The organism is Halobacterium sp. CBA1132 (assembly GCF_001485535.1).
Taxonomy (GTDB): Archaea; Halobacteriota; Halobacteria; order Halobacteriales; family Halobacteriaceae; genus Halobacterium.
In genome coordinates this window covers 1,041,210-1,063,551 of sequence record NZ_BCMZ01000001.1, presented here as the reverse complement: position 1 = coordinate 1,063,551, position 22,342 = coordinate 1,041,210, and the positions used below count along the sequence as shown (strand labels likewise).

Sequence of the window (22,342 nt, the reverse complement as noted above, 5' to 3'; positions counted from 1 at the left end):
AGTGACGAGGGCACTCTCGGCGCCGTGCGCTGGCATGACAGCTATTTCTCGGAGTTGAGTGCGGAGGACGAACCTATCCCCGAGAACCGCTCTTGCGGGCCGACGACACCAGGTCAGTGGTTGAGTTTCACCGAGCGCCACAGCGTACTCAGTCCCACAATCTGAGCGAGGAGGATGGACCCCGGAATGTACAGCAGGTGGATGTCCGCGTTGAATCCTTCCAGAAACACGTACAGGATTCCCGCGATGGACGCGACGATGGGAAGTATCGTGAGGCAGGTGAGGGCGACGCCCAGCAGCAACATCTGCTTGCTATCGTTTCGGCGGTAGCCCTCGAACGCCTGGAAGATGATGTAGGTGGCGAGGACGACGGCGATGCAGCCGAGGATGATGTTCGCCAAGTACTTCGTATGTCCCGGAGGGAGCCCGGCTTGGAGCGGTAGGGGTAGCATGGTTAGACACTCTCCCAGAGGTCGGTGAACTGGTCCGCGAAGTTCTCGTCAGTTTGCGTGACGTCGACGTCGAGGACACCGTCGTCGAGGTCGACGACGAGGTGGTCGAGGCGAGCCTCGTAGACCGAGAAGTGATGCCCGTCCTCGGCGACCTCCGTCATCTCTTCCAGTAGGCCTACCGCGATCAGTCGCTCGACGCGCCGGTAGACGGTCGGAAGTGATGCATCGCACGTTTCACTGAGTGTTTTCGCGGACATAGTCTGGGTACTCGTTGCTTTGAGGATTGCCCGCGCGTACTCGTCGCTGAGTAGGTCGAACAGTTCCAGCGAGGAGCAATCCTTGTCCACGTGTCCTTCACCTGAGCCGTCCGGCTCAGGTGGCTCATCTACAGCCAAATCCACCTATCCAAAAGGCCCGTATCTAACTAACTAGTTAGTTTGTGGGGATGAAAGCTCAGTCGACAGTGCCCGCCAGCGCCCGGACGGGCGACATTGCCCACGAGAAGGGAATCGAAGCGGTCCTCGGTATTGCGCTCCCGTGCAGGAGATTCAACGTATCGCCAGCGGGGACGCCAAACTGGGCGGCCAACAGGCCGAAACCGCTCGTAGACAACGGGAGTCAAAACCGCCCGAATTCACGGAGAACAGGGTTACTTGACGGGCTGAGCCGGAGCGCTCACAGCAGAACCGCGTCGACGTAGTCGCTCGCCGTCCGACGTGCCGATTCGAGTTCTTCGGCGTCGTCCAACACGACTGCTCGGGTTCGTGCACCGTCGACAATCGTCGCCAACGACCGGGTGGCGTGGCTGGCGTCGACGTCGTTGAACACGCCTTCGTCGATGCCGTGATTGATGACCGCCTTGAGTTCGTACCGGATGTACTCGTCGTTCTGCCGGAACCGGTCGCGGAATTCCGTTTTGTAGGGCGCCTGACTCCGCATCTCGAGCAGCGCGACCGAGAGATTCGAATTTCCTTCGGAGTCGACGAGCATCTTGTCGAGGAGGTGATTCAGCCGTTCCTCGGGGTCTGTCGTCTCGATGTCCTGTATCGCGTCGACGAATCGCTTCAGAATGTAGTCGAGGAACGCCGCCAGCAGTTCGTCTTTCGTGTCGTAGTAGTAGTGGACTGCGGCCGTCGATTTGCCGTACTCGGCCGCGATTCGTTTGATCGTCAGGTCTGCGTAGCCGTGTTCGCAAAGCACCCGGTATGTCGCCTGCATTATCTCCTCGGTCTGCTCGGAGAAGGTGTGCTCCGATTGTCCAGCCATTACGTATCACTTCCGACCACAGGTGGATAACGATTGTGAACAGGCGAATACCTACGATTATGACAGCCAGGATGGGGCTGAAGAGGACCTGAAGAGCGACTTGTGTGTGAATATAGCGCTACACAAAGTTTTTGACTGATTAGTCAGTAGATGCTGTATATGCGAAGTCCCCGCCTCCCGGAAGCTCCGACGGACCAGCCCAGTGCAGCAAACGGGCTGTTGCTACGCTGCCCCAATGTGAGAATTCGGGCGCGACCGCAAGCCGTTCTGTCTTCCTGATGACGCGCATGACCGACCCACTCCCCCTCGACCGAGCGGACATCGACGCTGAACTGGAACGCGTACTAGATGGCACGGAGAATCAGGGGCTGCGTGTCGCGCGAGAAGCCATCGAAGCGCCCGAAGACAGGTGGTACGGACAGTTGGTCGGAGCCACCTACGCGGCAGTGTCGGACTCGCCGAGCGACGACTCGCTCCTCTCTTGTGCCGCCGCAATCGAACTGCTTCGCGGATACACGCGCATTCGAAGTCGATTACTCATCCAGCTCACCGACGACCACCCCCACTCGCTCACGACGGACCCCGGGAGGGCGCTCTTAGCGGGGGACTACCTGTCCACGTCAGCGTTCACCGCACTGACCGCTTCACCGTACCCCGCACTCGAAGACGGTGTCGAGATTCTCGCGACCGCCTTCGAGTCGATTACGGACGCCTTCTTCGGAACGTATCCGACTGCGACGTCAGCGAACCAGGAGCAGGTGCCGGTCCTCGACCAGACGATGGGAAGTCTCGGAGCGGCCGCGACGCGCCTCGGAGCGTCCGTAGCCGGGGATACACAGGCGTCTCGAAGTAAGCTCGCAACAGCGGGACGCGCGGTAGCCACGTCACACGGTATCCACAGGCTCCTCGAATCGGACCCGGGAGAAGCCGTGGTTGTCCTGCCCGAGATAGACGAGACCGAACTCCGAGCGTACGCAGAAACACAGCGACGTGAAGCAGTCGACGCCCACAGGGACGCTGCATCTATCGACCTCTCCGGACTGTTCTCGCTCGCCCCCGGCGAAAACACAGACGCGGCGTAAATGGGATTCAGCGGCGTCGCTTAGTTTGCGGCCTGTCCGCCGTCTACCGGGAGGGTGTGGCCAGTGATGTACGACGCGTCGTCAGAGCAGAGGAACACGGTCGCGCCAGCCATCTCCGCCGGTTCCGCGACGCGCTCCATCGGGACGTCGGTCATCGCGGACGTGTCGAACGGAAGCGACCGCGGGTCGACGTCCGTGTCTGGGGAGTTCGCTTGGATGTTCGTCTTCGTCGGCCCGGGCGCTATCGCGTTGATTCGGATTCCTCTCGACGCGTACTCGAGGGCGACCGATTTGGTGAGCCCGACGACGCCGTGTTTGCTCGCCGAGTAACTGGACAGCCCGCCCATTCCGACGAGACCCGACTCTGACGCCGTGTTCACGATTGCGCCGCCACCCTGTTCTTCCATCACGGGAATTTCGGCCTTCATGCACGCCCAGACCCCCTTCAGGTTGATGTCCACGAGTCGGTCCCACTGGTCCTCCTCGATGTCCGTGGTCTCCGCGAACCCCGTGAGAATGCCCGCGTTGTTGTGCGCGAAGTCCAGTCCACCGTACGTGTCTACCGTGACATCCACCATTCGCTCGACCGACTCGACATCGGACACGTCGACATCGACGAAGGTCGCCTCGCCACCGGCGTCCTCGATCAAATCGACGGTCTCCTGCCCGTTCTCCTCGTCGATGTCCGCGACGACCACATTTGCCCCCTCCTCGGCGAATCGCTGCGCGGAGGCGCGTCCGATTCCCGAGCCGGCTCCTGTCACGACCGCAGTCTTGTCTGCTAGTCCGTTCATAGCTGTTTCCAATGGTAACTAACCATTTAGTTAGTATAGTCTTTTCCCAGTATCCGACGAATCACTCCAAAGCGACCAGACCTGTCCAGAGCGCTCCTCGCTCAGCTATCCCGAGTCGTCGTGCTCGGGCACTGCGTGAGGCGGAGTTGGACGACGGGCTGACCGGGGTAAGTCAGCTGTTCGAGCGTCACGCTGACCACACCCAGATGCCGCTGTTAGTGTCAGAGAACCCTGGAAAGGGATAATTAGAGTAGGGGCCGGGCGCGATATTGAACCGGAATCAGACGGTCGCTCACTTCGTTCGCGCTGCGTCTGATAGGGTTCAAATCGCTACCCGCTTCGCTCCTCACGTTCGTTCGTCGCAGAAGCGGGCCGGGCGCGATTTGAACACGCGACCGACGGATTAAGAGTCCGTCGCTCTGCCAAACTGAGCTACCGGCCCAACGCATTCCATCGTTCGATGCTGTGACTCAAATACGTTCTGATTCGAGATGACAGTCCCCGCGAGGGCATCCGAATTCGGGCGCCGGCGTCAAGACCCTCGACTCGGACTTCGGGCGTGCGAGAACGCGCTGGTGAGGCACTCGTTTGCCGGATTGCGCGCTCGCTCGGCGGCAGGTCGGGAGGATTAAGTGACGGCCTGCGTTATCCGTGGACATCATGAGCAGCCGGGCAACCATCTCCTCGATGTCTACGTACGCTATTCTCGGGTGCGGGAGCGTCGGCCACGCCGTCGCCGAGGAGTTGGTCGAACGAGGCAAGGACGTCCTCATCGTGGACCGCGACGAGGCCCGCGTGGAGGCGCTGCGCGACCAGGACTTGAACGCGCAGGTCGCGGACATCCGCGACGAGGAGGTCGCGGGACTGGTCGCGGACCGCGACGTGGTTCTCATCATGGCGTCGGACGTGGAGGCCAACGAGGCCGCCGTCGCGAACATCCGCGAGCGCAACGACGAGCAGTTCGTCGTCGTGCGCGCCAGCGACCCCGTGACGAGCGACGAGCTCACCGAGCTGGGCGCGGACGTCGTCATCAATCCGTCGTCAGTCATCGCGGACGCGGCGCTGCGCGCGCTCGAATCGGGGGAACTGGAGTACAAGGCCCGCCAGCTCGCGGACGTCATCGAGGGCACGGAGGGCCGGCTGGCCATCGTCACGCACGACAACCCCGACCCGGACTCTATCGCGGCGGCGGCGGCGTTGAACGCCATCGCCGAACACCTCGGGGTGGCGGCGGACATCCTCTACTTCGGGGACATCGGCCACCAGGAGAACCGCGCGTTCGTCAACCTCCTCGACATCGAGTTGACGCCGTACGCCGACGTCGACATCGACGACTACGACACGGTCGCGCTAGTCGACCCGGCGAAGGCGGGCGAGGTGTCGCTGGACCGCGAGGTCGACATCTTCTTGGACCACTACGAGGTCGACGACTCCTTCGACGCGGAGTTCGCGGACGTGCGCCCGAACGTCTCCGCGACGTCGACGATTCTCACGAAGTACATCCAGGAGTTCGACCTCTCCGTGAGCCAGGAGGTCGCGACCGCGCTGCTGTACGGGATTCGCGCGGAGACGCTGGACTTCCGCCGCGACACGACGCCCGCGGACCTCACCGCGGCGGCGTACCTCTACCCGTTCGCGGACCACGACACCCTCGAACAGGTGGAGTCCCCGAACATGAGTCCGGAGACGCTGGACGTGCTCGCGGAGGCCATCGCGAACCGCGAGGTGCAGGGCAGCCACCTCGTCTCGAACGCGGGGTTCATCAGCGACCGAGACGCGCTCTCGCAGGCGGCCTCCCAGTTGCTGAATCTGGAAGGCATCACGACGACCGCCGTCTTCGGCATCGTCGAGGACACCATCTATCTCGCTGCGCGCTCGAAGGACATTCGCCTGAACATCGGGCGCGTACTCAGCGACGCCTTCGAGAACATCGGCGAGGCCGCCGGCCACTCCACACAAGCATCCGCGGAAATCCCGCTGGGCATCTTCACGGGTATCGAGGCCACCGAGGAGAACCGGGAGACGCTGCTGTCGCTGACCGAGGAAGCGGTCACGCAGAAGCTCTTCGACGCGATGGGCGTCGAGTCCGAGAGCTCCAGCGGCTCGAACGGCAGCTAACTGCGCGGTCCTTCTCGTTCCGGCTCGCGCTCGCGACCGTTACCCGACCGCTTTGATGAGGACGAACAGCGTGCCGACCGACGCCAGCGTCGTGACGAAGACGTTCAGGGACGCGAACGCTTCGTCGCCACCGAGTTCGTTCGCGAACACGTACGTCGACACCGCGGTCGGCGTACCGAGCATTACGACGGCGGCCGTGAACGTCGCGGCGTCGACGGACAGCAGCGAGAACGTCGCCCACGCTATCGCGGGCATCACGACGATTTTGAGCGCGGTGACGGCGGCGGTCGCACCGACGTCGACGTTCGGCAGGTCGACGTCCAGCGACGCGCCGACGCACAGCAACGCGATGGGCAGCGAGAGCGTCCCCAGTAGGTCGAGCCCCGTGACCGCAGGCCCGGGGAGCGCGAGGCCGGCGGACCCGACGACTAGTCCTGCGACCAGCGCGAGCAACACGGGGTTGCGCCCGAGTTTCGCCACTTCCTCTGCGAGCGAGGCGTCGGCGTCGCTGACGGTCGTGAGAACGAACACCGTCAGCGGCACCTGCGTCAGCGAGACGACGCCGAGCACGACGCTCGCGACAGCAGTCACGTCGTCGTTGAACGTCGCGGCGACCAGCGGCAGTCCGAGGTAGCCGAGATTCGAGTGGTAGGACTGCGTGACGGCGACGCTGCGGCGGCGTCGCTCGGGGCGGTGGCGGTGGACGAGCCACGCGACGGCCGCGGTCGCGAACAGCACGAACAGCAGGCCGCCGAGCAGCGACGGGGAGACGAGTTCCGCGACGTCGCGGTCGTACGTCGACACGAACACGAGCGCGGGGAGCGCGACGTAGTACGCGGCGTCGTTGAGCAACTGGGTGCGCGCGGCGTCGAGCACGCCGGCGACCCGCAGTCCCGTCCCCACGAGCAACAGGACGAGCAGCACGAGCAACCGACCGACGACTTCCATGTTCGCGTCGAGCGCGCGGAACGGCTTACGCGGTTCGACTCGGGCGGACCACGACGGGAGACGGCAGAAACAGAGCGTCGACGACCGCAGGAACCGTTCAGACCGCGACTTCGGCGTCCTCTTCGGGGCTCTCGTAGCGCTCGACGACGTCGTTGATGAGGACGACGTCGCCGACCGCGCGCACCCAGCGGTACGGGATGAGGACGCCCTTCGTCCCGGTCTCGGTGTCCGCGAACAGCTGCGGGTTGAGTTCGCTGAGCGCGAGGCCGTTCACCACTTCCGCGTCGAGGTTCAGGCGGACGTCCTCGACTTCGCCGACGAAGACGCCGTTGTTCGAGTACACCTCACGGCCGACGAGCGAGGTGATTTCGTCTGCTTCGGAGTCCATGTCGTGTTGATTGTCGCGGTGCCCCATAAGTGTTCGAGGCTCGCGTCTCACGGGCGTCCGACGCTACTGGAATCGGTCGAGGACTGCACCGAGCGCGTCGAGGGCGGGCGCGACCTCGCTGGGGTTGCGTCCGAGGCTCACGCGAACGCGTTCGTCCGCGTCGAAGAACCGGCCGGGGACGATTAGCAGGCCCTCGTCCCACGCGGCGGCAACGAGTTTGTCGGCGGCGACGTGCTCGGGTTCGAGGAACGCGAACGTCGCGCCCTCGGCGAGGAATCCCTCAACGTCGTCGCGCTCGGCGAGGAACGCCTCGAACAGTTCGGTGTTCTCCGCGAGCAGCGTCCGGGAGCGCTCCGCGAGGTGGTCGAGGTTGTGGAGCGCGCGTCGGCCGAGCGCGCGGCTCGTGTCCGCGACGCCGTGGAAGTGGTAGGCGACCGAGCGCGCGTGGTCGACGAACTCGCGGTCCGCGACCAGCCAGCCGATGCGGAGGTCGTCGAGCCCGAAGAACTTCGTCAGCGAACTCGTGACGACGGTGTCGTCGAGTCCGGCCGCGGTCGGCCCGCCGAACGGTGCGTCCCGGGGTTCGGTGACGTACGGCGCGTACACTTCGTCGACGAGCAGGCGCGCGTCCGACTCGCCGGCGACGCCCGCGAGGTCCGCGAGCGTCTCGCGTTCGGCCAGCGAGCCGCTGGGGTTGTGGCGGTTCGTCACCGTGACGAGGTCGGTCCGCTCCGTGAGCGCGTTCGCGGCGCGTTCGACGTCGAGGCGGTAGACGTCGCCGCGCAGGAAGCGGTCGATCTCCGCGCCGAACGCCGCGGGCGTCTTCACGAGCGGCTCGTAGCCCGGTTTCTCGACGAGCACGCGCTGGTTCTCCTCGGCATCCTCGTCGGCGCCGCCGTCGAGCGCGGTCGCAGCGGCGACGACATTCGCCATCGTCGCGCCCGCCGTCACCAGCACTTGCTCGGGTTCGACGCCGTACTCGCCGGCAATCTGGGTCTCCAGCGTCGCGCCCCTCGGCGGGTCGTCGAGGTTCTCTAGGGGCGCCGGAACGGCCTCGGGTTCGTGGCCGCGGTCGCCGCGCAGGTCGCTGGACGCGAGGTCGTAGAGCGCGACCTCGGGTCGTCCGGAAATCCACTCGAGGTACTCCAGCCGCGGGAACATGTCCCCGTCTCGGTTCTCTGGTGGGAAAGTAGTTATCGCTCGCGGTGCGCGACCACCTGATTCAGCGAGAGAGTCTCGCTGTTCACGGCGGGCAGGAATCGCGTAAGCTCCCGTGCCCATCTGTCACGTCACTGCCCGTCCAACACCCCGAATATTATGTATAGTTAGTGCCACTTGTGGCATGTAGATGGAGATTCAGCGTACCGCTGTCGTCAAACTCACCGTTCCCGACGAGCGCCGCGACGACCTGAAACGAACCATGAACACGTTTCGGGACGCCGCGCAGCAATTTGCCAACCGGGGATGGAAGGGTGACGACGACGGGTACGTGATAGCTTCGCGCTCTCGGCTTCAGCCGCTCGTCTACGATGACATACGGGAAGATACTGGGCTACACTCCGATTTGACTGTGGCCGCTGTCAACCATGCCGCCGCCGCGCTAACTGGGTGTGTAGACAAACTGAAAGAGGGAAAAAGAACCTCAAAACCGGTGTTCACCTCAAACACGACTGTCTACAACACTAATGCTATCAGCTACTTTGAGGGCTACTGTTCACTGGCCGCATATGGCGACGGTCGTGTCCATGCCGAGTACGTCTACCCGGACAACTCCCCGCAAGCCGAATATATTGAAAGCGACGAGTGGACCAAACAGGGCGCGAAACTCCGCTACGACCACCAGACTGATACGTACTATCTTCACGTTTCTGTCAAACAGGAACGCGACGAATCGTCGGGAAAAGCCAAGAGCCGAACAGTTCTTGGCGTCGACCGGAACGTAGACGGGTATCTCGCCGTCACTAGTACAGGGGCGTTCATCGGCAACGCTGACCGACTGAATCACAAGCGCCGCGAGTACGAACGTCGCCGCGCTCGGCTACAACAGCAAGGGACGCGAAGCGCCCACCTCACAATCCAGTCTATTGGTGATACCTTTGCCAACTGGTCCGAGAACTTTCTGCATCGAGCGTCGAAACAGTTGGTCAAAGAAGCCGCTTCACAGGGCTGTTCGGTAATCGTGTTCGAGGACTTGGAACAGATACGTGAACGGATCTCTAATGCCTCGAAATTCCAGCAGTGGGCGTTCCGCGAGTTGAAACGCCAAACCGAGTACAAAGCCCGTGCTGAGGGAATCGCCGTCAAGTCAGTCCATCCGGCATACACCAGTCAGCGGTGTAGTCACGCTGAGTGTGGATTCACGCATGAGGAAAACCGCGACGGGGACAACTTCACCTGCCAGAAGTGCGGTAAAGAGCTACATAGCGACTACAACGCGGCACGCAATATCGCACACAGATATATCCAGAACCGGCTCAAGTCTGGTTCTGGACGGGCGACCCATCACCTCGCCCTCAAGTCGGGAACGTTGAACGGGAACGGCGAGTATTCGCCTTCCACGGTATAGTGGACAGACCGGGAGTTCACCTACAAACCTCGGCGTTCACGCCGAGGTAGGTGATCGGAAGCCGTTAGGCCGACCAGCCCCGACCCACGGGCGTGGACGACCTCGCCGACTGGCTCCGGGACCGCCCGCACTACGACGGCCAACTCGTCGACGAGCGCACGCTTCCCGGTCGCGACCCGAGCACGCGGGACGTGCCCCTCGAATCCCGCCTCGAATCCGCGCTCGCCGACCGCGGCATCGACGACCTCTACGACCACCAAGCCGACGCCATCGACGCCGTACGGGACGGCGACGACGTGGTGGTCGCGACGCCGACCGCGAGCGGGAAGAGCCTCGCGTACACGGTGCCGGCGTTCGAGCGCGCGATGGATCACGGCGGCCGCACACTCTATATTGCGCCCCAGAACGCGCTCGTCGCCGACCAGGAGGAGACGCTGTCGGGACTCGCGAACGACCTCGGGTTCGGGAGCCGCGTGCAGGTGGACACGTACACGGGCCGGCTCTCGCGCTCGGAGAAGGAAGCCGTTCGAGACCGCCGGCCGACCGTCCTGCTCTCGAACCCCGAGATGCTGCACTACGCGCTGTTGCCCCACGCCCGGCGGCTCTGGGAGTGGTTCTTCTCCGGTCTCGAAACCGTCGTCGTCGACGAGGTCCACGAGTACCGCGGCGTCTTCGGCGGGCACGTCGCGCACGTACTGCGACGCCTGCGAAGAGTCTGCGAGCGATTCGACGCGGACCCTCAGTTCGTCTGCTGTTCGGCGACCATCGGCAACCCCGTCGAGCACGCCGCGCGCGTGACGGGGCGCGCGGAGTCCGACTTCGCGCTCGTCGACGAGGATACCAGCGAGCGCGGGCCGCGACACTGGCTGCTGTGGAATCCCCCGAGGAGGCCGGTGGCGAGGGGCGACGGCGGTCCTCGCACGTCGAAACCCGGCACCTGATGGCCGACCTCGTGATGCGCGGTCACCAGACGCTGGCGTTCACGCGCTCGCGACAGGGCGCCGAGCGCAACGCCACCGGCACCGCCGACGACCTCCGCGACCGCGGCCAGCACGACCTCGCAAGCGAGATTGCGGCGTACCAGGCCGCGCTGACCGACGACCGGCGGCGCAGCCTCGAAGCCGGCCTGCACGACGGGAGCCTGCGCGGCGTCTGGAGCACGAGCGCGCTCGAACTCGGTGTGGACGTCGGCGGCCTCGACGCCGTTCTCTTGGACGGCTACCCGGGCACGCGGATGAACACGTTCCAGCGCGCGGGCCGCGCTGGTCGGGGCACCGACCCCGCTGCCGTCGCGCTCGTCGCGGGCGAGGACCAACTCGACCAGTACGTGATGAACCACCCCGAGGAACTGTTTTCGGGGGACGCCGAGGACGCCATCGTCGACCCGGCGAACGAACACTTGCTGGACCCACACCTGTCGTCGGCGGCGCGCGAGAACTGGCTGTCCCCCGAGGACGAACGCTACTTCCCGCGGTTCGCCGAGCGCGTGCGAACACTCGAAGACCGGGGCGCGCTCGAACGCCGCGAGACCGACTCGGGCACGCGCTGGACGTACGCCGGCGACGGCAGTCCCCAACACGAGATGAGCCTGCGCTCCATCGACGACCGCGAAATCCGACTGCTGGACCCCTCCGGGGACACCGTCGCGACGATGGAGTTCGCCGACGCGCTCCGGGACGCCCACCCGGGCGCAATCTACCACCATCAGGGGCAGCGCTACGAGGTAGTGGACCTCGACCTCGCGAACGACATCGCCGACCTCCAGCCGACGTACGCGGACCACTACACCCGCGTCCTCACGGACAAGGACATGACTGTTCGCGAGGACCGCGAGGAGCGCGCGCCGTTCGCCCGCGAGGACGTCCCGGTGTGCTTCGCTGACGTCACGCTCACCGAGCAAGTGACGGGCTACGAGCGCCGGAACGCCAAGCGCGGGGAGACGGAGGCGACGGTGAGTCTGGACCTCCCCGAGCAGCCCCTCGACACCCGCGCGCTCTACTACACGGTGCCGCCGGACGTGGAAGCCGAGTTGCGCGCGGCGGGCGACCTGCCGGGCGCGATTCACGCCGCCGAGCACGCGATGATTTCGATGTTCCCGACGGAGTTGCTCTGCGACCGCGGCGACATCGGCGGGCTCTCGACGCCAGTCCACCCGCACACGGGACGACCGACCATCTTCATCTACGACGGCTACCCGGGCGGCGTCGGCCTCGCGAGAGCGGGCTTCGACTCCGTCGCGGACCTCGCGGAGCGCACGCGCTCGATGCTGGAAGCCTGCGACTGCGCGGACGGCTGTCCGGCGTGCGTGCAGTCCCCGCAGTGCGGGAACGCCAACGACCCACTCGACAAGGAACTCGCAACCGACTTACTCGGCGCGCTCACCGGAGCGTGAACGCGGCTTCGGACGCCGCGAGCGTCCGCAGCGAGTGGTAGCGCAGCGCGGTCATAATCGGGACGCTGACCGCGGCGAGGACGACGAACCCGACCAGCCCCGCGACCGCGACGGCGACGAGCGCGAGCGGCGTTATCGCGGCACCGAACACCGCGAGGCCGACCGGCACTGCGACGATGGCGCCGACGAGACCGAACACGATGCCGACACCGACCAGCAGGACGATTTTCACGAGAACGTACACCGCGAACTCGCGCCACTCCGCGCGCAGCGTCGGCCAGAAGCGCCGCCAGCCGTCGAGCACGCCGCTGCCGTGTTCGGCCATCAGCGGCACGACGAACGCGGTCGTGAACTCGGAGACGAGCGCGGCGACGGCGCCGACGACGGCGAACAGCGGAACGGACACGACGAGCGCGAGCAGCACCAGCACGGCGTCCGTGGTCGCCGCGAAGAACACCGGGACTGCGACGCCGGCGGCCGCGAGCAGGACAGCGAACAGGACGAGGAGGCGGAAGCCGAACAGCCGCAACCCCGGGCCGAGTCGCTCGCGGAGCGGCGCGAGGAGGCGGACGTTCCGGGTGCGGAGCGCGTCCACGAGCACGAACTCCATGACTGCGCCGACGGCGGCGAACGCGAGCACGACGACAATCCCTATCGCGAGCAGCGAAAGTGCGGTCGCGATGAATTCGGGTCGCGTGAACGCCTCCCCGTAGTCGACGACCGCCTGCGGCGGGATGTCGACGGAGGCCGTCGGCGCCTGCGGCGGTGACAGCCCCGCGAACAGCGCGATGACTGCGAGACGGACCCACACGCCGACGTCGACGGGAACCAGCAGGGACTTCGTCTCGGCGAGCGCGTCGTCGAGTGACTCGACCGCGTACCACGACATACGCGAATGTTCGACTGGGCGCGCGAAAAAGGTAGGTGGCCGGGGTCGCTACTCGGCGGCCGCCACGAGCGCTTCGAGGTCGAGGTGGCCGTCGCCGTGATACAGTTCGCCCTCCGCGGGCGCGCTTGCGGTCTCTCGAATCAGGGCCTCGACTTCCTCGGCGCTGGCGTCCGGGCGCAGCGAGCGCACGAGTGCGACGGCGCCCGCGACCTGCGGGGCGGCCATCGACGTGCCGGCCTTCCAGCCGTATCCCGGTGCGGTCTCGCCGTCGTCAGTCGTCTCGTACACCGTCGAGTAGACGAGGTCGTTGTACGCGGCCTCGTTGCCGGCGCCGATGGCGTCCAAGTCCGCGTTGCCGCCCGCCGCGCTCACGTCGACGCCCTCGCCGTAGTTCGTGTAGAACGCGGGCTCGGTGGTCGGCTCCTGCAGGCGGTTGCCGGTGAGCCACTTCGCCTCGTTGTCGGCGTGCTTGCCGCCCCAACCGTAGCCGATGGGGCCGGTCGCGCTCACGCCGAAGACGCCCTCGACCTCGGTGGGGAGACTGAGCACGCTCTCGGGCGTCATGTCGATGCCGGCGTTGCCCGCGGAGTTGACGAACACCATGTCGTTCGCGCGAGCGTACTCGACGACGCGCTCGTACGCCTCGACAATCATCTGGACGCCCTCCGCCTCGGGGTCGAGCGGCGGGTAGCCGACGCTGAAGTTCGCCGCGTCACAGCCTTTCTCGGCGGCGGCGACGAGCGCCGCGATGGAGTCGCCGCTCGCGCCCTCCACGCCGGAGAACACGCGGTGGGCGACGATTTCCGTCTCGGGCGCGGTGCCAAGGACGCCGCCCGCGGGGCCGTCGTTGTCGTTCGTGCCCGCGATGATGCCCGCGACGTGGGTGCCGTGGTCGCCCGCGCCGTTCGGCCGCCAGTCGTAGTCGTCGGTGGTGAAGTTCTCCGAGAGGTCCTCGTTCACGACGCCCGCGAGGTCGGGGTGGTCGTCGTAGACGCCGGTGTCCACGACGGCGACGCGGGTCCCCTCGCCCGCTGTCGTGTCGTGAATCGACTTCCCGCCGCCGGGCTTGTCAGTGAGTTCGTTGTTCACGTCCTGCACGCGCTTGTCCCACTGGTACTCGGTGTTCGTCGGTGCGCCGTCGTGGTTGTGGCTGTTGCTGCGACCGCTCGCGTTCGGCCCGCCGTGTTCGACCGGCGGCCCGGCGTCGTCGCGCTGGACGGCGATGTCCGGCGCCGTCGAGTCACCACCCGGAACGGCGTCGGGGTCGCCGCGCGCCGCGAGGAGGTCGATTTGCGAGATGTCGTGGACGATTTCGACGTCGTCGGGCACGTCGCTGCGGTCGACTTGCTTGAGGTCGACGAGGAATCGCTGGTCGTCGCCGCTACCCGCGGAGACGGGCGTTACGCCGAGCGTCAGTCCCCCTACTGCGAGTCCGGCGCCCTTGAGGAAGCGCCGTCTGCTATGGTCTGCCATACCAACAGGTACTAAATTGCAGGCACCTGAAAAAGATTACTAACTGTTTCGAAACATAATATTTCGTGTATCGAAATTCCATGAACGTTAATTGTGGCGGAATAATATCGAGTTCTCGGCGCGTATTGCTGTCGCGGCCGGGCGAGTCCCCGCGATAGACTTTAGACCGCGCGTGGCGAACCTCTAGGTATGCCCCCATCCGGCGACTCGGACGCCGACGAAACCGTCCTCTCTCCGGACGAACTCGACATCGAGGCCCGCGAGGAGGTGGCTTCGATAGGTGAGGACCGGTACGTCATCGGACCCGACGGCCCACCAGACCCCCCGGAGTCTGACGAGACTGACGACAGCGGCGACGCCGACGAATCCACGGCGACCGAATCAGCGCAGGACGACAGCGGCGACGCTGGAGACGGAGACGCGACCGAGCAATCAGTGGACGGAAGCGAGTCCGACGAGGCCGGCGAACTCACTGGCCGGGACGTGAAGCGGTGGCTCGGCGACGAACTCGACGAACACGACAGCGAGTACGCCTACCGCATCGCCGCCAAGTCCGGTAACGCCATCAACCACCAGCAGCTCGCGACCGACGACATCGGCGCGGCGTTCGACGGCCTGCTGGTCTGGTACGCCCAGCAGGTCTCCGCCGGCACACCCGTCGACGAAGCGCTCGGCATCCTCCTCTCGGAGTCCAGCGTGCAGGCCCGCTACCCGACCTCGCGGCTCGTGGCGTACCTCGAAGCCAACGACCTCGGGCCCGAGGACTCCATCGCGGACCTCGTGGAGACGGTTTCGGACAACGACGGACTCGTCTTCCCGAAGCGCAGATAGCGGCCCGGTTTTCCGCGCTGATAACGGCCACGAAAGGGTTTTATCGGTGGTCGCCTGTTCTCACAGCCATGATGAACCTAGAGGGTGGCGAGCGGCAAGCCGACACGGCCGCCCACGTCGTCGAGTTCGAACTCGGCAACGAGGTGTGCGCAATCGACATCGACGCCGTCGACAGCATCGTCGAATCCAAGCAGGTCACTCGCGTCCCGCGCGCGCCGGACGCCGTCGAGGGCGTGATGGACCTCCGCGGGGAGACCACCGCCATCGTCGACCCCCGGGAGTTCCTCGCTATCGAGGGCGACCTCGCCTCCGACAACATCCTCGTGCTCGACCGCGCCGACGACAAGCAGAAGATTGGATTGCGGGTCGCGGAAGTCACGGAAGTCTCGGACTACCCCGGGATGCAGGTCGACACGGGCGACGACGTGAGCCGAATCGGCACTGCGGCCGTCGAGCGCGACCTCGTAAAGGGCGTCATCCGGAAACTGAACGAGGAGTTAGCGGAAGACGACGACATCGAGGACGCCGAGGTCGACCTCGTGTTGTGGCTGGACATCGACCGGCTCATCGACGCGGTCGCGGACACCGAAAACGGCGACAATCAGCGCTGATAATCGGTGAGGAGGGTTTATTAGCCCCTTCCCCAAACGGGAGAAGCATGGCGAAGCAGGTCCTACTGGTGGACGACTCTGAGTTTATGCGGAACTTGCTCCGCGAGATTCTCGAAGAGGAATTCGAGATCGCGGACGAGGCCGAGAACGGGGTCGAAGCCGTCGAGATGTACAAGCAGTACGACCCCGACCTCGTGATGATGGACATCGTGATGCCGATACGTGACGGCATCGAGGCGACCTCGGAAATCAAGAACCACGACTCCAGCGCCCACATCATCATGTGTACGAGCATCGGCCAAGAGGAGAAGATGAAGAAGGCCGTGAAAGCGGGCGCGGACGGCTACATCACGAAGCCGTTCCAGAAGCCCAGCGTCATGGACGCCATCTCTGACGTGTTGGCGGCATGACGCGGGCGCTGGTGGTCGACGACTCGCATTTCATGCGGACGGTCATCAGCGACATCTTGGAGAACGGTGGCATCGACGTCGTCGACACCGCGGCCAACGGCAAGCAGGCCGTCAAGCGAGTCGAGGAACTCGATCCGGACGTGGTGACGATGGACGTGGAGATGCCGGAGATGAACGGCATCGAGGCCGTCGAGGCCATCAACGACCGCCACCCGACGCCGATTCTGATGCTGTCCGCGCTGACCACCGAAGACGCAGACGCGACGCTGGAAGCGATGGAGAAGGGCGCCGTGGACACGTTCGCGAAGCCCGGCGGCACCATCTCGACGGAGCTCTCGGGCCACAGCGAGGAACTCGTGGGGGCCGTCGAGCGCGTCGCCGCCGCGGACCCGACGGCCGGCCACGACGTCGAGCAGTCGGCGCCGACGAGCAGTACGCCGGCGGCCGACGCCGAGTACGTCGAGAACCCGACGCTGCTCGTCGGCGCGTCGACCGGCGGCCCGAACGTCGTCGAGTCGATTCTGAGCGCGCTCCCCGGGGAGGCGGACTTCCGGGTGTTGATCGTCCAGCACATGCCCGACCAGTTCACGTCGCGGTTCGCGAACCGACTCGACCAGACCAGCGAGTACGACATCAAGGAGGCTGAGGACGGCGACCGCATCAGCGGCGGCGAGGGCTTGGTCGCGCGCGGCGACTACCACATGGAGGTGTCGGGGTACTCGAACGGCCGCTTGCGCGTGCGCCTCGACCAGAGCGAGCGCCGCCACAGCGTGCGCCCCGCCATCGACGTGACGATGGAGTCCGCGGCCGAACGCATCACCGACCCGCTCGTCGCCGTCGTGTTGACGGGGATGGGCACCGACGGCGCCGACGGCATCCGCGCCGTCAAGGAAGCCGGCGGCGCGACGTTCGCCCAAGACGAGGCGACCAGCGCGGTGTTCGGCATCCCGGAGCGCGCCATCGAGACCGGCTGCGTGGACGACGTGCTGCCGGCGGACAGACTGACCGAAGCAATCACTGACTCGATACGGAGGAGTACCTGAATGGACGACTACTTGGAAGCGTTCGTGCGCGAGGGCGAAGAACACGTAACGAATCTGAACAACGCGCTGCTGGAGCTGGAGTCCGACCCCAACAACGAGGAGGCGATGGACGCCATCTTCCGGACCGCTCACACGCTGAAGGGGAACTTCGGCGCGATGGGCTTCGAGGACGCCAGCAACCTCGCTCACGCCGTCGAGGACCTCCTCGACGCGATGCGACAGGGCGAGCTCTCGGTCACCGGCGACCGGATGGACCGCATCTTCGAGGGCGTCGACGAGATCGAGGCGTGCCTCGACGAGATCGAGGCGAACGGCGAGGTCGAACGCGACGTCTCCGACACCGTCGAGTCGGTCCGCGCGGTGCTGGACGAGACCGACGAAGCGGAGACCGAAGAGGAGACTGCGGGGCCGGCGGACGCGGGCGGCGACGGCGACGCACTCGGCGTCGACCCGTTCGCGATAGTCGACCGCGAGACCGTCGCGAACGTCGACCGGCGTGTCTTCCACGTCCACGTCGACATGGGCGACTCCCAGATGAAGGGCGTCGACGGGATGTTCGTGCTGGAGGCCGCCCAAGAGGAGTTCGACCTGCTCGGTACCGACCCGAGCCCGGACGAAATCAACGACGGCGAATACGAGGACGGCTTCGACCTCGTCGTCGCCAGCGATGTCGCGGACGTCGCGGCGACCGCCCACTCGTTCCCGAAACTCGACGACGCCACGGTGACGGAACTCACCGACGAGGCGGCGGCCGACGCGGACTCGGAGGCCGACGAGACGGCCGACGAAACCAGTTCCGAGGCAGCCGACAGTAGCGGCGAAGACGCCGACGCCGAGGGTGAGGACGGCGGCGACTCCGAGGACGACAGTGACGCGGTGGCGTCGACGGACACCGAAATTCAGTCCGTGCGCGTCGACGTCGACCAACTCGACGAACTCCACGGGCTCGTCGAACAGCTCGTGACCACGCGCATCAAGCTCCGCCGCGGAATGGAGGGAAGCGACCGGCAGGTCGACGACGAACTCGACGAACTCGACAAGATTTCGGGGAGCCTCCAGGACACCGTGATGGACATGCGGCTGGTCCCGATGAAGAAGATCGTCGGGAAGTTCCCGCGACTCGTCCGGGACCTCGCGCGCGAGCAGGACAAGGATATCGAGTTCGTGGTGGAGGGCGACGACGTCGAACTCGACCGCACCATCCTCACCGAAATCAGCGACCCGCTGATGCACCTGCTGCGCAACGCCGTCGACCACGGCATCGAACCCCCCGAAGTCCGGAAGTCCAACGGAAAAGACCCCGAGGGGACGGTGACGCTGTCCGCGGAGCGCAACCGCGACCAAGTCATCATCGAAGTGCGGGACGACGGCGGCGGCATCGACCGCGAGCGCGTCCGCGAGAAAGCCGTCGAGAAGGACATCCTGACCAGCGAGGAGGCCGACGAGCTCACCGACGCGGAGGTCGAGGATCTCGTCTTCCACCCCGGGTTCTCCACGAACGACGAAGTGACGGACGTCTCCGGGCGCGGCGTCGGGATGGACGTCGTCCGCGACACCGTCACGCGACTCGACGGCTCCGTCTCCGTCTCCAGCGTCCCCGGCGAGGGGACGACGTTCACGATGACGCTGCCGGTGACGGTGGCCATCGTGAAGGTGCTGTTCGTCGAGAGCGGCGGCGAGGAGTACGGCATCCCCATCAAGACCGTCGACGAAATCTCCCGGATGAAGCCGGTCAAGACCGTCGACGGCGAAGAAGTCATCACGTACGACGAGACCGTCTACCCGCTCGTTCGCCTCGGTGACGCGCTCGACGTTCCGGGCGACACCCGCGAAGACGACGGAATGCTCGTCCGCATCCGCGACGCCGAACGGCAGGTCGCGGTCCACTGCGACGACGTCCGCGGACAGGAGGAAGTCGTCGTCAAGCCCTTCGAGGGCATCCTCTCGGGCATCCCGGGACTCTCGGGCGCGGCCGTCCTCGGCGAGGGCGACGTGGTGACCATCCTCGACGTCTCGACTCTCTGACCATGAGCACGATGATAGACATCCGGCGGTTACAGACGGTGAACGAACTCGCCCGCGAGGGCGCGTCGACGGTGGCGGACAACCTCAGCCAGCTCACCGGCGTCGAGACGGAGATGGAGATCACGAAAATCAACGTCCTCGACGTCGAGGACCTCGGCGCCCACCTCGGCAACCAGAAGCAGGTCGGCGTCAACGTCCCGCTGACCGAGAAGCCCTACGGCTCCGTGCTCGTGCTGTTCGACGACGCGAGCGCGCGCCGCGTCGCGTCCACGATGATGGGCGGCATCGAGAGCGACGGCGGCGCGTACAGCGACATGGAGCGCTCGGCGATTCAGGAGGTCGGCAACATCATGACCAGCGGGTTCATCGACGGCTGGGCGAACGTGCTCGGGCGCACCATCGACATCTCCACGCCGAACCTCTTCCGGGCCTCGGGCGACGACATCGTCGCGCACTGCGTCGACCCCGGCGAGCACGAGATCGCGATGGTGTTCGACGCCACGCTGTCCGCGCCGGACGCCGACATCGAGGCCAAGATTTACTCGTTCCCGGACATCGAAGAGTTCGTCTCGATGATAAACAGCATCTGATGCGCGTCGACCTGGACTCGCTGGCGTCGTTCAGCCACACGGGCGCGGAAGGCGGCCAGCGCGCGGCCGACGCGCTCGAAACCCTGACCGGCGTCCCCGCGCACTGCGAACTCTCCCGGACCACGCTCGTCGACGCCGACGGACTCGCGGCGTTCCTCGGCGACGCAGCCACCCGCATCGCGGTGCCGTTCGACGGCGCGCTCGCGGGTCGCGCGCTCGTCTCCTTCGAGGCGTCGTTCGCGGAGCGCGTCGGCGAGGAGACCGGGATGGGGGAGGACGCACTCGCGGAAGTCGCGAACATTCTCACCAGCGGGTTCGTCGACGGCTGGGCCGAACGAGCCGACGAGACCATCGACATCCAGCCGCCGCAGGCGGTCGACGGCGACGACGCGCTCGTCGACGACGTGGCCGTGGTCGACGGCGCCGCGTTCGTCTTCGAGAGCCGCATCGGTCTCGCGGGCGTGGACGGCGTCTGCCGGTTCGCGGTGCTGCCGGCGGCCGACGAGTTCGTCGACTACCTCGGCGCCGACGACGCGCTCTCGGCGGACGCGCTCGCGGCCTACGCGCAACTGACTGCGCACAGTGCGGACGCCGTCGCCGACCACCTCGCCGCGATGACCGGCATCGACCCGGACACCGTCGAATCCCACTTCGACTTCGTGCCCGTCGAGGACGTGCCGTCGCTGCTCGACGACGCCGCCTACGAGGGCGCCGTCTTCGAGAGCGACGGCCCCGTGAACACCGTCCTCGCGGTGCTCTTCGACGAGGACGAGTCCGGCGCCGTCGCGGACGCGCTCGTTCCCGGCGAGGACCCGGACCCGGCGCTCGCGGAGAGCGCCATCGCGGAACTCGGGAACGTCACCGCCAGCGGCGTCCTCGACGGCTGGGCGAACGCGCTCGACGCTACTATCGACGTCTCCACGCCGTCGCACGTCCACGACGACGGGCGTGCGGTGCTGGACACGGTCGCCGCGGCCTACGGCCGTCACGCCGACACCGTCGCCGTCGTCGACGCCACGGTCGCGCTCAGCGACGACCTGACGTGTCGCGTCTGCGCGTTCCCCAGTCCCGAGGACGCCGACACCGTCGCCGAAATCGCGGGCGCGCTCTCCGCGGACGACGCGGACCCGGAGTACCCGCCGGAGTACCGGGGTGAGGAGTCGTGAGCAGCGAGGCGCAGAAGGCGCGCGTGAGCGTCGCCGACTGGCGCGTGACCGACGGCGACGACACCCTCGTCACGAGCGGGCTTGGTTCCTGCGTCGCAGTCGCAGTCTACGACGAGGGCGCGTCGGTCGGGGGACTGCTGCACGCGATGCTGCCCGCCGCGCCGTCGCCCGCCGAGACGCCCGCGAAGTACGTCGACTCCGGCCTCGACGAGATGCTCGCGGCGATGTACCGCCGCGGCGCCGACCCCGACAACGTCGCGGCGAAACTGGTCGGTGGCTCCGCGATGCTGGACATCTCCGTCGGCGACGCCATCGGCGACCGAAACGTCGACGCCGCCGAGCGCGCGCTCGAAGACGCCGGCGTGCCGTTGCTCGCAAGCGAGACCGGCGGCAGTACGGGACGGTCGGTGACCTTTTCCCCCGCGAGCGGTGACGTGCAGATAGACCGCGTCGACGGGGTGAACGTGATTTGACAGACTTCGAAGACCTGCTGGCGTTCGTCGAGCGCGAGACGACGTTCGCGACCAGCTACTACGACGACGCCTACCTCGACCGCCGCGTCTCCGCGCGGATGCGCCGCCAGGACGCCGACACGTACGCCGAGTACCTCGACGTGCTCCGCGAGGACCGCGACGAGCGCGCCGAACTGCTGGACACGCTCAGCGTCAACGTCACGCAGTTCTTCCGGGACCGGAAGGTGTGGGCCGCGCTCGAAGACGTCCTCGTGGAGACCGCCGCCGACCAGTCGTCGGTCTCCATCTGGTCGGCGGCGTGCGCGGACGGCCGCGAGCCGTACTCGCTGGCGATGCTCGCGCTCGACGCCGGCCTCTCGCCGCGGGACGTCGATATTCTCGCCACCGACATCGACGAGGACGCCCTCGACCGCGCGCGCCAAGGCTACTACCAGAGCACGCGCACCGCAGACATCCGCGAGCAACTGGGCTTCCTCGACGACCCGATGGCGTACGTCGACGAGCAGGGCGACGACGGCTTTGTCGTCGCCGACCACGTCAAAGACCTCGTGACGTTCGAACGCCACGACCTCATCACCGACGACCCCAAGTCGGGCTTCGACTTGGTGTGCTGTCGGAACGTCTGCATCTACATCGACAAGCAGTACAAACGCCCCATCCTCGACACCGTCAGCGCGTCGCTGCGCCCGGGCGGCCACCTCGTGCTCGGACAGACGGAGACGCTCCCGAGCGGCGTCAAGGAGCGCTTCGAGGCCGCCGACCCACGCATCCGCATCTACCGTCGGCTGTCCGAGGACTGACCGCGGCGAGGAGTAACGCTTATTC

At 66.1% G+C, this 22,342-nt stretch carries 21 protein-coding genes, 1 tRNA gene and 1 pseudogene; 13 read left to right on the top strand and 10 right to left on the bottom strand.

What is annotated here, in order from left to right; all coding sequences use genetic code 11:
* Window positions 1-113: 113 nt before the first annotated feature.
* The 3 genes from AVZ66_RS05570 to AVZ66_RS05560 form a co-directional block, all read right to left on the bottom strand.
* Window positions 114-452 (bottom strand): hypothetical protein, encoded by a 339-nt coding sequence (locus AVZ66_RS05570; protein WP_058982615.1) that lies wholly within the window; start codon window positions 450-452, stop codon window positions 114-116.
* Between the two features lie 2 nt (window positions 453-454).
* Window positions 455-799 (bottom strand): helix-turn-helix domain-containing protein, encoded by a 345-nt coding sequence (locus tag AVZ66_RS05565; protein ID WP_058982609.1) that lies wholly within the window; start codon window positions 797-799, stop codon window positions 455-457.
* Between the two features lie 328 nt (window positions 800-1,127).
* The gene (locus AVZ66_RS05560) at window positions 1,128-1,718 is read right to left on the bottom strand and encodes a TetR/AcrR family transcriptional regulator (RefSeq protein WP_058982607.1); all 591 of its coding nucleotides are present in this window, start codon (window positions 1,716-1,718) and stop codon (window positions 1,128-1,130) included.
* A gap of 422 nt (window positions 1,719-2,140) precedes the next feature.
* Here AVZ66_RS05560 and AVZ66_RS05555 point away from each other — a divergent pair, with 422 nt between their 5' ends.
* Window positions 2,141-2,800 (top strand): polyprenyl synthetase, encoded by a 660-nt coding sequence (locus AVZ66_RS05555; protein ID WP_157575616.1) that lies wholly within the window; start codon window positions 2,141-2,143, stop codon window positions 2,798-2,800.
* 20 nt (window positions 2,801-2,820) lie between these two features.
* Here AVZ66_RS05555 and AVZ66_RS05550 read toward each other — a convergent pair whose 3' ends face one another.
* Window positions 2,821-3,594 carry an SDR family NAD(P)-dependent oxidoreductase gene (locus AVZ66_RS05550; RefSeq protein ID WP_058982602.1) on the bottom strand — a complete coding sequence of 258 codons (774 nt, stop codon included), beginning with the start codon at window positions 3,592-3,594 and terminating at the stop codon, window positions 2,821-2,823.
* Between the two features lie 368 nt (window positions 3,595-3,962).
* Window positions 3,963-4,036 (bottom strand) — tRNA-Lys (locus AVZ66_RS05545).
* A 218-nt stretch (window positions 4,037-4,254) separates the two neighbouring features.
* Between AVZ66_RS05545 and AVZ66_RS05540 the strand changes: the two genes are divergently transcribed.
* Complete coding sequence (locus AVZ66_RS05540; protein WP_058984647.1) at window positions 4,255-5,712, top strand: DHH family phosphoesterase; 1,458 nt, start codon at window positions 4,255-4,257, stop codon at window positions 5,710-5,712.
* A 39-nt stretch (window positions 5,713-5,751) separates the two neighbouring features.
* On the opposite strand, the gene AVZ66_RS05535 is transcribed toward AVZ66_RS05540, so the two are convergent.
* From AVZ66_RS05535 to AVZ66_RS05525, 3 genes are all read right to left on the bottom strand, one after another.
* Window positions 5,752-6,660 carry an AEC family transporter gene (locus AVZ66_RS05535; RefSeq protein ID WP_058982600.1) on the bottom strand — a complete coding sequence of 303 codons (909 nt, stop codon included), beginning with the start codon at window positions 6,658-6,660 and terminating at the stop codon, window positions 5,752-5,754.
* A gap of 97 nt (window positions 6,661-6,757) precedes the next feature.
* Window positions 6,758-7,048 carry a PRC-barrel domain-containing protein gene (locus AVZ66_RS05530; RefSeq protein ID WP_058982598.1) on the bottom strand — a complete coding sequence of 97 codons (291 nt, stop codon included), beginning with the start codon at window positions 7,046-7,048 and terminating at the stop codon, window positions 6,758-6,760.
* Window positions 7,049-7,111: 63 nt separating this feature from the next.
* On the bottom strand, window positions 7,112-8,209 hold the full coding sequence (locus AVZ66_RS05525) for a pyridoxal phosphate-dependent aminotransferase (protein ID WP_058982595.1): 1,098 nt from the start codon (window positions 8,207-8,209) through the stop codon (window positions 7,112-7,114).
* Between the two features lie 187 nt (window positions 8,210-8,396).
* Here AVZ66_RS05525 and AVZ66_RS05520 point away from each other — a divergent pair, with 187 nt between their 5' ends.
* Both AVZ66_RS05520 and AVZ66_RS05515 read left to right on the top strand, forming a co-directional pair.
* On the top strand, window positions 8,397-9,614 hold the full coding sequence (locus tag AVZ66_RS05520) for an RNA-guided endonuclease TnpB family protein (RefSeq protein ID WP_058982593.1): 1,218 nt from the start codon (window positions 8,397-8,399) through the stop codon (window positions 9,612-9,614).
* Between the two features lie 92 nt (window positions 9,615-9,706).
* A pseudogene (locus AVZ66_RS05515) lies at window positions 9,707-12,006 on the top strand (DEAD/DEAH box helicase).
* On the opposite strand, the gene AVZ66_RS05510 reads toward AVZ66_RS05515, so the two are convergent.
* Window positions 11,993-12,895: a hypothetical protein gene (locus AVZ66_RS05510; protein ID WP_058982592.1), complete on the bottom strand. Its 903-nt coding sequence runs from the start codon at window positions 12,893-12,895 to the stop codon at window positions 11,993-11,995. The pseudogene AVZ66_RS05515 and the gene AVZ66_RS05510 sit on opposite strands and share 14 nt — an antisense overlap.
* A 48-nt stretch (window positions 12,896-12,943) precedes the next feature.
* Window positions 12,944-14,368 carry a S8 family serine peptidase gene (locus tag AVZ66_RS05505; protein WP_058982590.1) on the bottom strand — a complete coding sequence of 475 codons (1,425 nt, stop codon included), beginning with the start codon at window positions 14,366-14,368 and terminating at the stop codon, window positions 12,944-12,946.
* 189 nt (window positions 14,369-14,557) lie between these two features.
* Here AVZ66_RS05505 and AVZ66_RS05500 point away from each other — a divergent pair, with 189 nt between their 5' ends.
* From AVZ66_RS05500 to AVZ66_RS05460, 9 genes are all read left to right on the top strand, one after another.
* Window positions 14,558-15,199, top strand: coding sequence for a hypothetical protein (locus AVZ66_RS05500; RefSeq protein WP_058982589.1), 642 nt, complete (start codon window positions 14,558-14,560; stop codon window positions 15,197-15,199).
* A 68-nt stretch (window positions 15,200-15,267) separates the two neighbouring features.
* The gene (locus AVZ66_RS05495) at window positions 15,268-15,810 is read left to right on the top strand and encodes a chemotaxis protein CheW (protein ID WP_231727079.1); all 543 of its coding nucleotides are present in this window, start codon (window positions 15,268-15,270) and stop codon (window positions 15,808-15,810) included.
* A gap of 47 nt (window positions 15,811-15,857) precedes the next feature.
* The gene (gene cheY, locus AVZ66_RS05490; protein ID WP_058982587.1) at window positions 15,858-16,220 is read left to right on the top strand and encodes a chemotaxis protein CheY; all 363 of its coding nucleotides are present in this window, start codon (window positions 15,858-15,860) and stop codon (window positions 16,218-16,220) included.
* Window positions 16,217-17,263 (top strand): protein-glutamate methylesterase CheB, encoded by a 1,047-nt coding sequence (gene cheB / locus AVZ66_RS05485; protein ID WP_058982585.1) that lies wholly within the window; start codon window positions 16,217-16,219, stop codon window positions 17,261-17,263. The genes cheY and cheB overlap by 4 nt, the downstream gene beginning before the upstream one ends.
* Entirely contained in the window at window positions 17,264-19,288 is a 2,025-nt protein-coding gene (cheA, locus tag AVZ66_RS05480; RefSeq protein WP_058982583.1) for a chemotaxis protein CheA, read from the top strand.
* Window positions 19,289-19,290: 2 nt separating this feature from the next.
* Window positions 19,291-19,878 (top strand): chemotaxis protein CheC, encoded by a 588-nt coding sequence (locus tag AVZ66_RS05475; protein WP_058982581.1) that lies wholly within the window; start codon window positions 19,291-19,293, stop codon window positions 19,876-19,878.
* On the top strand, window positions 19,878-21,044 hold the full coding sequence (locus AVZ66_RS05470) for a chemotaxis protein CheC (protein WP_058982579.1): 1,167 nt from the start codon (window positions 19,878-19,880) through the stop codon (window positions 21,042-21,044). Before AVZ66_RS05475 ends, AVZ66_RS05470 begins: the two co-directional genes overlap by 1 nt.
* Window positions 21,041-21,517, top strand: a complete 477-nt coding sequence (locus AVZ66_RS05465) for a chemotaxis protein CheD (protein WP_058982577.1) — start codon at window positions 21,041-21,043, stop codon at window positions 21,515-21,517. The genes AVZ66_RS05470 and AVZ66_RS05465 overlap by 4 nt, the downstream gene beginning before the upstream one ends.
* Complete coding sequence (locus AVZ66_RS05460; protein WP_058982575.1) at window positions 21,514-22,317, top strand: protein-glutamate O-methyltransferase CheR; 804 nt, start codon at window positions 21,514-21,516, stop codon at window positions 22,315-22,317. Before AVZ66_RS05465 ends, AVZ66_RS05460 begins: the two co-directional genes overlap by 4 nt.
* Window positions 22,318-22,342 lie beyond the last annotated feature (25 nt).

Excerpts from the sequence above, each read along its gene's own strand:
- AVZ66_RS05570 (WP_058982615.1), bottom strand. The coding sequence starts at position 452 with ATGCTACCCCTACCGCTCCAAGCCGGGCTCCCTCCGGGACATACGAAG.
- AVZ66_RS05560 (WP_058982607.1), bottom strand. The coding sequence starts at position 1,718 with ATGGCTGGACAATCGGAGCACACCTTCTCCGAGCAGACCGAGGAGATA.
- AVZ66_RS05550 (WP_058982602.1), bottom strand. The coding sequence starts at position 3,594 with ATGAACGGACTAGCAGACAAGACTGCGGTCGTGACAGGAGCCGGCTCG.
- AVZ66_RS05540 (WP_058984647.1), top strand. The coding sequence starts at position 4,255 with ATGAGCAGCCGGGCAACCATCTCCTCGATGTCTACGTACGCTATTCTC.
- AVZ66_RS05535 (WP_058982600.1), bottom strand. The coding sequence starts at position 6,660 with ATGGAAGTCGTCGGTCGGTTGCTCGTGCTGCTCGTCCTGTTGCTCGTG.
- AVZ66_RS05530 (WP_058982598.1), bottom strand. The coding sequence starts at position 7,048 with ATGGACTCCGAAGCAGACGAAATCACCTCGCTCGTCGGCCGTGAGGTG.
- AVZ66_RS05525 (WP_058982595.1), bottom strand. The coding sequence starts at position 8,209 with ATGTTCCCGCGGCTGGAGTACCTCGAGTGGATTTCCGGACGACCCGAG.
- AVZ66_RS05520 (WP_058982593.1), top strand. The coding sequence starts at position 8,397 with ATGGAGATTCAGCGTACCGCTGTCGTCAAACTCACCGTTCCCGACGAG.
- AVZ66_RS05510 (WP_058982592.1), bottom strand. The coding sequence starts at position 12,895 with ATGTCGTGGTACGCGGTCGAGTCACTCGACGACGCGCTCGCCGAGACG.
- AVZ66_RS05505 (WP_058982590.1), bottom strand. The coding sequence starts at position 14,368 with ATGGCAGACCATAGCAGACGGCGCTTCCTCAAGGGCGCCGGACTCGCA.
- AVZ66_RS05500 (WP_058982589.1), top strand. The coding sequence starts at position 14,558 with ATGCCCCCATCCGGCGACTCGGACGCCGACGAAACCGTCCTCTCTCCG.
- AVZ66_RS05495 (WP_231727079.1), top strand. The coding sequence starts at position 15,268 with ATGATGAACCTAGAGGGTGGCGAGCGGCAAGCCGACACGGCCGCCCAC.
- cheY (WP_058982587.1), top strand. The coding sequence starts at position 15,858 with ATGGCGAAGCAGGTCCTACTGGTGGACGACTCTGAGTTTATGCGGAAC.
- cheB (WP_058982585.1), top strand. The coding sequence starts at position 16,217 with ATGACGCGGGCGCTGGTGGTCGACGACTCGCATTTCATGCGGACGGTC.
- cheA (WP_058982583.1), top strand. The coding sequence starts at position 17,264 with ATGGACGACTACTTGGAAGCGTTCGTGCGCGAGGGCGAAGAACACGTA.
- AVZ66_RS05475 (WP_058982581.1), top strand. The coding sequence starts at position 19,291 with ATGAGCACGATGATAGACATCCGGCGGTTACAGACGGTGAACGAACTC.
- AVZ66_RS05470 (WP_058982579.1), top strand. The coding sequence starts at position 19,878 with ATGCGCGTCGACCTGGACTCGCTGGCGTCGTTCAGCCACACGGGCGCG.